The 12654-nt window shown below is 72.3% G+C and carries 10 protein-coding genes; 6 read left to right on the top strand and 4 right to left on the bottom strand.

What is annotated here, in order from left to right:
* Nucleotides 1-60: 60 nt before the first annotated feature.
* Entirely contained in the window at nucleotides 61-1308 is a 1248-nt protein-coding gene (locus tag ACGFZW_RS15465; RefSeq protein WP_393893600.1) for a molybdopterin-dependent oxidoreductase, read from the bottom strand.
* A gap of 182 nt (nucleotides 1309-1490) precedes the next feature.
* On the opposite strand from ACGFZW_RS15465, the gene ACGFZW_RS15470 reads away from it, so the two are divergent.
* Nucleotides 1491-3080 carry a hypothetical protein gene (locus ACGFZW_RS15470; protein ID WP_393893601.1) on the top strand — a complete coding sequence of 530 codons (1590 nt, stop codon included), beginning with the start codon at nucleotides 1491-1493 and terminating at the stop codon, nucleotides 3078-3080.
* A gap of 152 nt (nucleotides 3081-3232) precedes the next feature.
* Here the strand turns inward: ACGFZW_RS15470 and ACGFZW_RS15475 are convergent, their stop codons facing one another.
* On the bottom strand, nucleotides 3233-3502 hold the full coding sequence (locus ACGFZW_RS15475; RefSeq protein WP_393893602.1) for a hypothetical protein: 270 nt from the start codon (nucleotides 3500-3502) through the stop codon (nucleotides 3233-3235).
* A 572-nt stretch (nucleotides 3503-4074) separates the two neighbouring features.
* Nucleotides 4075-5268 (bottom strand): serine hydrolase domain-containing protein, encoded by a 1194-nt coding sequence (locus ACGFZW_RS15480; protein WP_393893603.1) that lies wholly within the window; start codon nucleotides 5266-5268, stop codon nucleotides 4075-4077.
* 443 nt (nucleotides 5269-5711) lie between these two features.
* On the opposite strand from ACGFZW_RS15480, the gene ACGFZW_RS15485 reads away from it, so the two are divergent.
* Complete coding sequence (locus tag ACGFZW_RS15485; RefSeq protein WP_393893604.1) at nucleotides 5712-6341, top strand: cysteine hydrolase family protein; 630 nt, start codon at nucleotides 5712-5714, stop codon at nucleotides 6339-6341.
* A 614-nt stretch (nucleotides 6342-6955) separates the two neighbouring features.
* Here the strand turns inward: ACGFZW_RS15485 and ACGFZW_RS15490 are convergent.
* On the bottom strand, nucleotides 6956-7774 hold the full coding sequence (locus ACGFZW_RS15490) for a lipase family protein (protein ID WP_393893605.1): 819 nt from the start codon (nucleotides 7772-7774) through the stop codon (nucleotides 6956-6958).
* Nucleotides 7775-7960: 186 nt separating this feature from the next.
* Here ACGFZW_RS15490 and ACGFZW_RS15495 point away from each other — a divergent pair, with 186 nt between their 5' ends.
* From ACGFZW_RS15495 to ACGFZW_RS15510, 4 genes are all read left to right on the top strand, one after another.
* On the top strand, nucleotides 7961-8362 hold the full coding sequence (locus tag ACGFZW_RS15495; RefSeq protein ID WP_393893606.1) for a hypothetical protein: 402 nt from the start codon (nucleotides 7961-7963) through the stop codon (nucleotides 8360-8362).
* Between the two features lie 307 nt (nucleotides 8363-8669).
* Entirely contained in the window at nucleotides 8670-9299 is a 630-nt protein-coding gene (locus ACGFZW_RS15500) for a 2Fe-2S iron-sulfur cluster-binding protein (protein ID WP_393893607.1), read from the top strand.
* Entirely contained in the window at nucleotides 9296-10282 is a 987-nt protein-coding gene (locus tag ACGFZW_RS15505) for an FAD binding domain-containing protein (RefSeq protein WP_393893608.1), read from the top strand. Before ACGFZW_RS15500 ends, ACGFZW_RS15505 begins: the two co-directional genes overlap by 4 nt.
* Before the next feature lie 140 nt (nucleotides 10283-10422).
* Nucleotides 10423-12552 (top strand): xanthine dehydrogenase family protein molybdopterin-binding subunit, encoded by a 2130-nt coding sequence (locus tag ACGFZW_RS15510; protein WP_393893609.1) that lies wholly within the window; start codon nucleotides 10423-10425, stop codon nucleotides 12550-12552.
* Nucleotides 12553-12654 lie beyond the last annotated feature (102 nt).

The raw sequence follows: 12654 nt of genomic DNA on the forward strand, positions 1-12654 counted from the left end.
CGTGCTCGTCGCTCCTCCGGCTCTGCCCGCCGGGCTCGTCGTCGCTCCGGTTCTCGTCCATCACAGCTCCCCGAACGTCATACGCGCCACCCACTTGGTGTTGAGCACACCCGGCGCCGCCGGCACGATGACCCGCGCCGGGTACCCGTGATCCCGGGACAGCTCCGCGCCGTTCACCCGCAGCGCGAGCAGCGACCGCTCGTCGCGCACCTGGTTCTCCCGCAGCGCGGCCCGCCGGAACGCGCCACGCAACTGGAGCGACTCCACCAGGACGTCCGGCGGCCGCTCCCCGGCCCCCACCAACGCCGCCAGATCACGCAGCCGGACACCGCTCCAACGCTGATCGTCCGTCGACCACCCCTCCACACAGGCGATCGGCAGCGCCGACTCGTACTGCGGCATCGCCAGCAGCTCTGCACGGCTGAGCAACACCCGGCGCTCCCCGCTCACCACGGTCAGCCGCCAGGTGTCAGCGGTGTCCTGCTCGCGGATCCCCATGGACGAGGCCGTCTTGTTGATCTGGAAGCCGTTGGGACCGCTCCCGGGGCTGCTGCCCCCGTGCGGCGCCAGCAACGCCGTACGCCGCCACGCCCCACCGATGCTCTGCCCCGCCGTCGTCACGAGCAGCAGCAACGAACCGGCGCCCACCAGCCCCAGGGCACCCCGGCGCGAGACGGTCGGCGCCCCCGGCCGCGCCGCAACCAGCCCGGTGTCGTCCTCCTGCGCCGCGGGGTCCGCGCGCTCACGAAGCGCCTGTACGACGCGCGGCATCCGCAGCACCACATGCGCGACGAACGCGCCGATGAACACCCAAGCGCCGTAGAAATGCAGCGGGTAGAACGACCCGGGAAAGAGGTATTCCAGCTGAATGTTGAGCAGCCCGGTCACGAACTCGAACAGCGCCCCGCCCACCAGCAGAAGCAGCGACACCCGCTCCAGCGCATGACCCACCGACCGGGCAGGCGGCATCGTGAACAGCTTCGGGATCACCGACCAGAGCTTCGCCAGCAGGACGGGGACCAGCGCGACACCCACCGTGACATGCAGCCCCTGGGTGACCCTGTAGAGCCAATGCGGGTCGGTCGGCCAGTCGAAGAGGTAGAACCCCAGCACACCCTTGCCGGGCGTCTGGTCGTTCACGCCCGCCAGATCCGGGTTGTACGCCGCGTAGGAAAGCAGGCCGGTCACGAACAGAAGCGTGATGCCGCCCAGCAGCACCACACCGAGCAGCGCCGTCAGCCGTGGCCCGCGCAGCGCACTGCGCCAGAACGACGGCGACGTGGGGGAGGGGAACTGATGAGCACGCATGTGTGTCCTCGGCGTCTCACGCGACGACGATCGCCGCCCTGCCACGACGGTATGCCGCGACAGGTGCGCCACCGCGGGTGCGACGCGTGACGAAAGTCTGACGTCCCCGAAGATCTGACGGATCGGTGACACCGGCACCGCGAAGCAGCCGAACCCCGCCGGTCACGCCCTAGCGTGCCGATGTGACTCCAGATGAACGCACCGTGCGCCGCGCCGACCTGCTCGCCGCCGCGGCCGGCGTCCTGCTCGTCGCGGCTGCCGCCGCCGTCGGCACCGTCATCCAGCACGCCAACGGCAGCCTGCACGTCAACTGGCCCCCGCTGTACGCCTCGTGGTTCCCACACCTCGGACCCGGGACGCCCGCCGCCCTCGCGGTCGCCGCCGCCGTCATCGCCTGCGGACCCCCACTTGCCGCTCGCCTGCCCTGGCGCGCCCTCGTCCCGGCGGCCTGGGCGGCGACACTGGCCTGGACGCTCTCCCTGGCACTGATCGACGGCTGGCAGACCGGGGTCGCGGGCCGACTCACCACCAAGTACGAGTACCTCACCGTCATCCGCCGCTTCGACGACCTCGGCCCGACCCTGCGCGACTACACCGCCCACATCCTCAACAACGCGCCGGACCACTGGCCCGCCCACGTCGCCGGACATCCGCCGGCGGCCGTCCTGACCTTCGTCGGACTCGACCGGATCGGTCTGGGCGGCGGAGCCTGGGCCGGCCTCTGGTGCCTCGTCCTCGGCACCTCCGCGGTGACCGCGGTCCTCATCGCCCTGCGCGCCCTCACCGACGAGACAACCGCCCGCCGTGCCGCCCCGTTCCTCGTCCTGGCGCCGGCCGCGGTCTGGGTGGGCACCTCCGCGGACGGCTACTTCGCCGCCGTCGCCGCCTGGGCCCTCGCTCTCCTGGCGCTCGCCGCGACCCGAAGAGGCCCCTCTCGGGTGCCTGCCGCCCTGGGCGCCGGCCTCCTCTTCGGCCTGACGTGCTACCTCTCCTACGGCCTCACCCTCATCGCGGTGATCGCCGCCGCGGTGCTGCTGATCACCCGTACCACGCGCCCGCTGCCGCTGGTGCTCGCCGGAATCCTCGCCGTGGCCGCGGCCTTCACCCTCGCGGGCTTCAACTGGTGGGAGGGCTACCGCCTCCTGGTCGAGCGCTACTACCAGGGCGCCGCGTCGGTCCGCCCGTACGCCTACTGGGTCTGGGGAAATCTCGCCTGCACGGTTCTGATCACCGGCCTGGCGACGGTCGCCGGCCTCCGACACACCCTCGCCGCGGCACCCCTCGCCCTGCGCCCTCTGCTGCCGTCACGCGCCACCCCGAAGCCCGAGTCCGTGTCCGAGTCCGCGTCCGTCTCCGAGTCCGCGTTCGAGTACAGGTCCGTATCCCCGTCCCCGACGCGGTCCCGGTTCGACTTCCCGCCCAAGCCCGCAGCCCGAGCCGAATCCCGAGTCGAATCCCGAGCCGGATCGAGGTCCGGGGCCCGGTCCGAATCGCAGGCCGACTCCCCGACCGAGGCTCTGTCCCTGTCCCAGCCCCTGCCGCTGGCCCCGCGCGCTCGCCTGGTGATCCTCGTCGGGGCAGCCCTCGCCGCGCTGCTCGTCGCCGACCTCTCGGGGATGAGCAAGGCCGAGACCGAACGCATCTGGCTGCCCTTCGCCCTCTGGCTCCTGCCGGCCACCGCCCTGCTGCCGGCGTCCAGCCATCGCCACTGGCTGACCGCCCAAGCGGTCATGGCGCTGCTCGTCAACCATCTGCTGTATACGGGCTGGTAGAGCTGTAAACGGGCTGGTGGAGCGGTCACGACTCAGGCAGACGGGCACGTCAGGTCAGGGGCGAGCGCCGACTCAGGCACGCCATCAGGGGCGGGCGCCGAGCTCACGACACCCTTCTCCTCCCCGCTGCCGCGCCCCGCTCGGGCGCCGGCTCACAGGGGTGTGGACGTCGGGCCGAAGTACGGCCGGGCAGCGCGCACCCGGCTCGGATGCAGGATCCGGATCGGGCCGCCGTTGCACGACGGGCAGGCGGCCCGGGTCAGCGGGGACGAGACCTTGACGCCGCGAACGAAGTAGTCGACGCGCTGCCGACCCGAAAGATCGGCGGAGTGCCGGATCTCGTAGTCCTCATCCCACCCGTGTCCGCAGTGCAGACAGACGAACCCATACGCCTCGTGCACCGTCTCGGTGTCCTTCTCCATGGTCACCACGCCCTCTCGCGGCCCGTCGTACCTCTCGCGCCGGGTCCAGCTTCGTGCCGCACCTTCCAGTATCGCGCTCGGTGGGCGATATGGGCAGTACGAAGACGAGGGAGACGGCGGCGGCGGTGTGCCGGGTCCGTGGCGGAGCGGGGGCTGGACAAGCAAGCCGAGGCGTCGCGTTTGCGCTGGTCAGGGCCTGGCCCCAGCTGGGGATGGGTGGGTCAGGGCATGTGGGCGGGGCGGCGCCTGTGTGCAGGGGGCGGCTACGTATGGGGTGTGGCGGCTGCGCGCATCGTCGGCTGCCCACCAGGGGCGTACTGGTCCGTCGTGTGGGTGGAGAAAGTGGAGCCGGGAGAGGGGTGGCGGTCGCGGCGGGCGGCCTCCACGGCAGTGATCACTTCCTGGTTCTTCCTGGTCGACCGGCTGGGGGTCGACCGGCTGGGGCGGGGACCGGCCGGCGATCGACCAGAACCGGCCGGGTGGGGAGCCCGCGGGGGAGCGGCCCGGATCTCCGGTAGCGCGGCACGGTCGTCCCCTGGTCGCCGCTCTCCTCCGGGGGCGGCGGGGTGCAATCAGCCGTCGGCTCGCTCCAGGGCCGCGTACACCGCCGTGACCAGGCCCCGATTGCGGGGGTCGTCGCCCGAGGTGCCGCCGCCGTACCGGTTCATCGTGTACGCGTAGGACAGCCGGTTCTCCGGGTCGGCGAAGGCGTACGAGCCGCCCGCGCCACCGTGACCGAAGGCCAGCGGGTTGGGTCCGGCGTGCCCCTCGTGGTTCAGCATGTAACCCAGGCCCCAGTGATGCTCGCGCCCGGCAGGCGCGAGCGCGTCCAGGGCTAGATCCCGCTCGCCGGGACGACTCTGCGACCTGCGCATCTCCTCCAGCGTCGCCGGCGACACCAGCTGCCCGCACGCCAGCGCCCCGTACACGGTCGCGAGGCCGAGCGCCGAGGCGTGGGCGTTGCCCGCGGGAATCTCGGCCGAACGATAGGCGGCACTGTTGACGTCGCCGGTCGGGATGTACGTCAGCGCCAGCATGACGACGGCAAGCGGATGATCGGCGATGCTGTGAAACGGGGGCGCGGGCACTCCGGGGAAACGCTCGGCGATCCGCGCCTCGTCCAGCTGCCCGACCATCTCCGCACACCGCGCGTGCTCCTCGACCGGTGTGCCGATGAACACCCGCGCCCCGAGCGGCTCGGTGATCTCGCTACGCAGGAACGTGCCGAGGGACTGCCCGGTGATCCGGCGGACGACCTCTCCCACGAGGTATCCGAACGTCACCGCGTGATACGCCTGCGCCGTACCCGGCTCCCACCACGGACGGGTGGCCGCGAGCCGGCCGCACACGTTCTCCCAGTCGTAGGCGTGCCGTACGGTCAGCGGCTCGCGGGGCGCGATCAGTCCGGCGCGGTGGCTGAGCAGCCAGCGCACGGGCACATCCCCCTTACCGGCCTGTGCGAACTCCGGCCAGTAACGGGCCACCGCTGCATCGAGATCCAACTCGCCCCGGTCCACCAGCAGATGGGCGCAGAGTGCGGTCATCCCCTTGGACGTGGAGTAGACATTCACGAGTGTGTCGTGCTCCCACGTCCGCGTCATGGCCCGGTCCGAGTGTCCGCCCCAGAGATCGACCACCGGCTCACCGCCGACCGTCACCGCCAGCGACGCACCGACATCTCCGTGCGCGCTGAAATTCCGCTCGAAGGCAGCACGGACGCCCTCGAAGCCCGGCGCGCAGCGGCCACTCACGACGGCTCGTTCCACGATGTCTCCCTCGCCTCGTCCTCGTACGCCGACCCTGTCCACCCCGCCCGAAGCCCCCCAGCTTCGGCCACCCCGCCCGGAGGTCTAGCGCCGGTCACCCGGCCCGGAGCCTCAGCTTCGGTCACCCGGCCCGGAGCCTCAGCCTCGGTCACCTGCCCGGAGCGCTAGCCTCGGTCCCCCCGTCCGGAGCCCCAGCATCGATAACCCGCCCCGCACGTCGGCCTGTCCGCGTCGCCCCGCGCGCCTTGCCTCCCGGACTGACCAGATCGATGCCCGTGGCAACCATAGGAGCTGGTCCTGCTCGGCGCGAAGGGGTTCGAAGGGTGACGGCGTCCGGTGTGGGAACGGACCTCACTGCCCACGGGGCCAGGCGAGCGGCTGCCTTGGCCGGTTCTCGCCGCATCCCGGATCACGCGGGCTCGGCCCACAGGCACGATGGACCCATGACCCAGCACGAGAGCCGGCCCGTCGAGGCACTCCTCGTCATTGACGTACAGACAGCCTTCTTCGCAGGTCGCGAAGCGGTCCCTGACGGCGAGCGGGTGCTCGACCGCAGCCGGGATCTGATCGACCGGGCGCGTACCGCCGGCGCGCTCGTCGTCCACCTGCAGAACGACGGACCGCCCGGAGCCGTGGACGAACCGGGGACGCCGGGCTGGGAACTCCATCTGCCGGTACGGCCGGACGACCGACGCGAGAGAGTGGTCCGCAAGACCGACGACGACGGCTTTGACGGCACGCCGCTGGGCGACCTGCTCACGGGTGCGGGGGTGCGGTCGCTGGCTGTCTGCGGCGTGCTGTCCGAGATGTGCGTCAGCGCGACCGTCCGTACGGCACTGGAGCGCGGCTACCGCGTCGTCCTTCCGCACGACGGGCATGCCACCTACGACATTCCGCCGGCGCCGGGCATCAGCGAGCGAGTCCCGGCCGCGATGTCATCCCGGGCCGCGGAATGGGCCCTCGGCGACAGCGTCGAAATCCTGCCCCGCGCCACCGACGTCACGTTCACCGCCCCGCCTGGTACCGCGCGGCACAAGGCAACACCCGGCACCCCGCGACCCGGCGACCGGTAACCGCGCGGAACGCCAGCTCGCCCACAGAGGTCTCCCGCCCCCCCGGCCCCCCGCCCCCCTCCCCAACCCCAGAGCCAAACACCCCACCCCAGGCCAAGACTCCAAGCCCCAGACCCCCTAGCCCAGACCTCCGACCTCCAGCCCAGACCTCCTAGCCCAGGCCCCGAGCCCCAGGGCCCAGGCCCCGAGCCCCAGGGCCCGGGCCCCGAGCCCCAGGGCCCAGGCCCCGAGCCCCAGGGCCCGGGGCCGAGCCGAGACCAACCCACCCGCGCCGACCCGGACGCGCCCGGGCCCAACCCACCCGCGCGCCGACCCCGACGCGCCCTGGGGCAACGCACCCGTGGCCCGCGCCGGCCCCGGGGCAACCCACCCGCGCCCAGGCCCAACCCACCCGACGCCCGCGCCGACCCCGACGCCCCCGGGGGCAACGCACCCGCGCCAGGGTCGAGCCCGACGCCCCCAGGGCGACGCGCCCGGGTGACACCCAGGGCAACGCGCCCGGCCCAACTCGCCCGGCCCATGGCGTTCACCCCAAGACGCTCACCCCAGGGCGCCCAACCCAACACCCTGCGCTGGACCCAGCCCCTCCTCCCCCCCCTCGCCCCCACCTCTCATCAGTTCACGCTTCTCTGCAGTGCTGTCACGTACTCCTGCACGAAGTGGTCGCGTACTCCGTCGGAGGCGGGTGCGAGCATGTCGGCGGTGTAGCCCTTTGCGCGGTCGAAGAGGCCGCTGATCACCGGCATTGCGTCGTGCACCCCGCCCTTGGAGTCGATGTAGCGCAGGGCCGCGACGTGGTGGAAGGCGGGCTCCGGGGGGAGCTGGGCCACGATGTCGTTGTTGTTGACGAAGCGGTACATGCGGTCGGTGAAGGCGCTGTTGAACTCCCTGGCCAGGGCCCGGTCGCACGTGCGCGGTTGGCCGAAGGTGTAGACCCCGTCGGCCGTCAGTCGCGGCTCCTCGAAGTGGAGCCGTGCCGCGGCGAGCATCGCCAGGGCCCCGCCCAGGCTGTGGCCCGTGAACCACAGCGTCTGCTGGTTGTCGCGGAGTTCCTCGATGGCGGCTCGGACCTGCGGCCAGATCGATTCCAGCGCCTCGCCGAATCCGTAGTGCACGAACCCCTTGCCGCTGGGCCCCGGCAACGGCGGCGTGGCGGCATCGGACAGCCAGTCCCGCAACTGTGCAGGTTCCGTCCCCCGGAAGGCGGTAATGATCATGTTGTCGCCGCCGATGGTGTACGCCTGGGTGTCCTCCAGCGGGAACGGAGGCCGGAACCGGGTGTGGTGATGACGGACCCGGCCGAAGCTCCACTCCTCGGCCTTGGCCTCGATGGTGTGCTCGTCCTTGTAGGCGAGTTCGGCGGCCTGGGCCATGCACAGGGCATGGCCCAGGCTGTAACCGGTGGCGCGGTGATCGATGAAGGTGCTGGACACGGGGACCTCCCGAGCAGTGCTGACGACAGACAGTTATCAATTTCCCTGTCTCGCTACACACAGTAACCGTGAAGGGCGCGATGATGCCGTGCCGGTCGTTCAAACCACTCGTTCGAGCCTCCGGTCGCACACACCGGGCCGGGAGGCGAGCCTGGAAGCGTCCGGCTCCCAGAGGAAGGCCCCACAGTGAACAGCGCGAATCACGCGAATCAGGCGTCAGTCACGGAACATCAACATCCATCGGCCGAGGTCGTGGTGGAGGTCGTCGGCTGCGCCACGGCAGATGCGCACGCCGTCTTCAGCGCCTTGCGCACGTCCTTCGCCTCCGACCGAGCCGCGGACGATGTGCCGCAGGAGATGGAGGGGCCGGGTTCGACGGTGTGGACAGCGACGTTCGACGTCACCGATCTGCGGGCCGAGGCCGAGCCGCGGTCGCTGACCGCCCCCCTGACGGTCACCCTCCAGGGTGGCTACTGGGCGGTGGCCCGTCTCCGCGAGGCCCTCGCCGCCCCGTTCGCGGTGCGGGTGGAGGGCAGCGTCGCCGGTGACCAGGAGCAGGAGGTGCAATTGCGACTGGAGAGCCGCTGACACCTGGCGATGCCCGGGGCGCCCTGGCACGCGCCCTCCGGCACACCGCCCGTGCGGACCACCTGTCCTCCTTCGTCTCAGTCCCGCGCGCACAGGGGTCGCCCACCCGGTGCAGACCACTCGCCCCGCAGCCCGATCGCCACCGCTCGCCCCTGCGGACCGCCCCACCAGAGGCCGTTCGCCTCACCCGGGGTCTGCTCGCGCCCCCGCCGAAGTACGCGCGCACCCGGCCGCCGCCGACGCGCGGCGGCCGTCGTCTCCTGGTAGGCAGGAGGCATCCGGTTCACGATCGGAAAGGCGCGAGCGAGTGGAGTCCACCCACCCTCCGGCGGATGCCGGCGGACCGCAGTCGGCGTACGACGAGCGCTCCGAAACGGTCCTGCACGTCAACGGAACGCCGTACACCCTGACCCTGGACCACCGCACCACGGTCCTGGACGCACTCCGCGAGCGGCTCGACATGACCGGCGCCAAGAAGGGCTGTGACCAAGGCCAGTGCGGCGCGTGCACGGTGCTCGTCGACGGGCGGCGCATGAAGAGCTGCCTCCTGCTGGCGGTGGCGCAGCAGGGGCGGCACCTCACCACCGTCGAGGGCCTCGCCGACGGGGCGCAGCTCCATCCCCTGCAGGACGCGTTCGTGGATCGGGACGCGCTGCAGTGCGGCTACTGCACCCCCGGGCAGATCTGTTCGGCCGTGGGTGTGCTGGCGGAGGCGGCGGACGGCTTTCCCTCGCACGTCACCTCGCCGACCGCGGAATCCGGGGCGCCCATGGCACTCACTCCGGACGAGATCCGGGAGCGGATGAGCGGCAATCTGTGCCGGTGCGGCGCCTATCCCCGCATCGTCGAAGCCGTGATGGACGCCGCGGGCGGCACGACAGGCGCGGCAGCGGCGACCGGTACGCCGGCTGCGGCCGGTGGGGGAGTGGCGTCGTGAAGCCGTTCGGGTATGTGCGGGCCGCGAGTGTCGAGGAAGCCGTACGGGTGGGAAGCGCGAACCCCGGCGCCCGGTTCCTCGGCGGCGGTACGAATCTCGTCGACCTGATGAAGCTCGGGGTGGAGAACCCGCGGCTGCTCATCGACGTGACCGGGCTGCCCCTCGACCGCATCGAGGAACTGCCGGACGGCGGGCTGCGGATCGGGGCGATGGTCCGCAACAGTGACCTCGCCGCGGCCGTCGCGGTGCGCGACCGCTACCCCGTCCTGTCCCAGGCGCTGCTGGCCGGCGCCTCGGGGCAGTTGCGGAACGCCGCGACCACCGGAGGCAATCTGCTGCAGCGGACCCGCTGTGTGTACTTTCAGGACATCTCCAAGCCCTGCAACAAGCGCGCTCCGGGCACCGGTTGCCCCGCCCGCGAGGGCGAGCACCGGGACCTCGCGGTCATGGGACACTCCGCGCACTGCGTCGCCACCCAGCCATCTGACATGGCGGTGGCCCTGGCCGCCCTCGACGCCACCGTTCACCTGCACGGCCCCGAGGGCGAGCGTCGGGTGCCGGTGACGGATTTCCACCGGCTGCCGGGTGACAGCCCCGAACGGGACACCGTCATCCGGCCCGGCGAACTGATCACCGCCGTCGAGCTGCCGCCGCACCGCCCCGAGGCGCACTCGCGCTACCGCAAGGCCCGCGACCGGGCCTCGTTCGCCTTCGCCCTGGTCTCCGTGGGCGCCGTGCTCGATGTACGCGACGGCGTCGTGCGGCACGCGGCGCTGGCATTCGGAGGGCTCGCGCACCGCCCCTGGCGGGCACATGCCGCCGAGGAGGCACTGCAGGGTGCACCGGCCACCTCCGACACCTTCGCCGGCGCGGTCGATACCGAACTCGCCGCCGCCCGGCCGCTGCGCGAGAACGGCTTCAAGGTCACCCTGGCCCGCAACCTGGCGGTCGGCGTGCTGGCCGACCTGGCCGCCCGCACCTGACCGGGGCGCGGTACCGGCATCCGCCGCGCACCCCCAGGTCGGAAGACGACTCCCCCGGAAGGCGCCCCCGAAGACGCCCCCCGGGAGACGCCCCTCCCTCGGACGACGACAGACGGAACACGACCACAAGGACGCGCGCCATGAGCCACGACCCGTTCCCGCTCAGCACCTCCCCGCACCCGCTGGGCGCACCGCTCGTCCGCCGTGAAGGCCGGGAGAAGGTCACCGGTGCCGCCCGTTACGCGGCCGAGCACACCCCGCCGGACTGCGCCTACGCCTGGCCGGTGCCCGCGACCGTCGCGCGGGGCCGGATCACCGCCATCGACACCGGCGCCGCCCTCGCGATGCCCGGAGTGCTCGAGGTGCTGACGCACAAGAACGCGCCCCGCCTCGAACCGTCGGACGACCCGACCCTGGCGGTGCTCCAGGACGACCGCGTCCCGCACCGCGGCTGGTACGTCGCCCTCGCGGTCGCCGAAAGTCTCGAAGCGGCACGGGACGCCGCCGAGGCCGTGCGGTGCACCTACGAGACCGCCGCCCACGACGTGAGCCTCACCGCCGACCACCCCGGCCTCTACACACCCGAGACGGCCAACGGCGGCCACCCCGGCCTCCGTGAACGCGGCGACTTCACCGGGGCGTTCGCCGCCGCTCCCGTCACCGTCGACGCGACGTACCACCTCGCCCCCCTGCACAACCACCCCATGGAACCGCACGCCGCCACCGCACGGTGGACGGACGGACACCTCATCGTCCACGACTCCAGTCAGGGCTCCACCAAGGTGCGGGACGACCTCGCCACCCTCTTCGGGCTCGACAAGGGTGAGATCACCGTCATCTCCGAGCACGTCGGCGGCGGTTTCGGCTCCAAGGGCACGCCCCGCCCGCAGGTCGTCCTGGCCGCGATGGCCGCCAGGCACACCGGCCGTCCCGTCAAACTCTCCCTGCCGCGCCGCCACATGTCCGCGACCGTCGGGCACCGCGCGCCCACCGTCCAGCGCGTCCGTATCGGCGCGTCCACCGACGGCGTCATCTCCGCACTCGCGCACGAGGTGGCCACCCACACCTCCACGGTCAGGGAGTTCGTCGAGCAGGCCGCCGTCCCGGCCCGCGTCATGTACACCTCTCCGAACAGCCGCACCGAGCATCGCGTCGCGCGCCTGGACGTGCCGACCCCCTCGTGGATGCGCGCACCCGGTGAGGCTCCCGGCATGTACGCACTGGAGTCCGCCCTCGACGAACTCGCCGTCCTCCTGGACGTCGACCCCGTCGAACTACGGGTGCGCAACGAACCAGAGACCGAACCGGACAGCGGCCGCGCCTTCAGCAGCCGCCACCTCGTCGACTGCCTGCGGGAGGGCGCCGAGCGCTTCGGCTGGCTCCCCCGGGACCGGCGCCCCGCCGTACGTCGCGAGGGCGATCTCCTGCTCGGCACCGGGGTCGCGTCGGCGACCTACCCCGTCCTCATCAGCGGATCCGACGCGGAGGCGCACGCCGCCGCCGACGGTGACTACCGCGTCCGCGTCAACGCCACCGACATCGGCACCGGCGCCCGGACCGTGCTCGTGCAGATCGCCGCCGCAGCGCTCGGCACCTCCGAGGACCGGGTGCGCATCGAGATCGGCAGCAGCGACCTGCCGACCGCGCCGCTGGCCGGCGGCTCCGCGGGCAGCGGCTCCTGGGGCTGGGCCGTCCACAAGGCGTGCACGGCACTGACGGAGCGGCTGCGCGAGCACCAGGGGCCGCTCCCCGCCGCGGGGGTGACGGTCCGTGCGGACACCCGGCAGGAGGCGTCAGCGAAGGGTCCGTACGCCCGTCACTCCTTCGGCGCCCACTTCGCCGAGGTCCAGGTCGACACCGCGACCGGCGAGATCCGGGTACGCCGCCTGCTGGGGGTGTTCGCGGTCGGCCGGATCCTCAACTCCCGCACCGCGCGCTCCCAGTTCATCGGCGGAATGACCATGGGCCTCGGGATGGCGCTGATGGAGGGCAGCGCACTGGACCCCGCCTTCGGCGACTTCGTCGCGACGGACCTGGCCTCCTACCACGTGCCGGCCTGCGCCGACGTCCCGCTGATCGACGCGCACTGGCTCGACGAGGACGACCCACACCTCAACCCCATGGGCAGCAAGGGCATCGGGGAGATCGGCACGGTGGGCAGCGCGGCGGCCATCGGCAACGCCGTATGGCATGCGACCGGCGTACGCCTGCGCGACCTGCCCCTCACCCCCGACAAGCTGCTGCCGCACCTGCCCCGCCCGACGAACTGACCTCGGCCCGGCACGGACTGCGCAGGGGCCAGGCCCGGCGGCACGCCCACGAACGGTCCACGACGTACTCCGGCGGCCCACGATCTGTTGCGAGCCAGGCGA

It is taken from the genome of Streptomyces sp. NPDC048248, assembly GCF_043201875.1.
Classification (GTDB): domain Bacteria; phylum Actinomycetota; class Actinomycetes; order Streptomycetales; family Streptomycetaceae; genus Streptomyces.

Excerpts from the sequence above, each read along its gene's own strand:
- ACGFZW_RS15475 (WP_393893602.1), bottom strand. The coding sequence starts at position 3,502 with ATGGAGAAGGACACCGAGACGGTGCACGAGGCGTATGGGTTCGTCTGT.
- ACGFZW_RS15485 (WP_393893604.1), top strand. The coding sequence starts at position 5,712 with ATGACCCAGCACGAGAGCCGGCCCGTCGAGGCACTCCTCGTCATTGAC.
- ACGFZW_RS15465 (WP_393893600.1), bottom strand. The coding sequence starts at position 1,308 with ATGCGTGCTCATCAGTTCCCCTCCCCCACGTCGCCGTCGTTCTGGCGC.
- ACGFZW_RS15510 (WP_393893609.1), top strand. The coding sequence starts at position 10,423 with ATGAGCCACGACCCGTTCCCGCTCAGCACCTCCCCGCACCCGCTGGGC.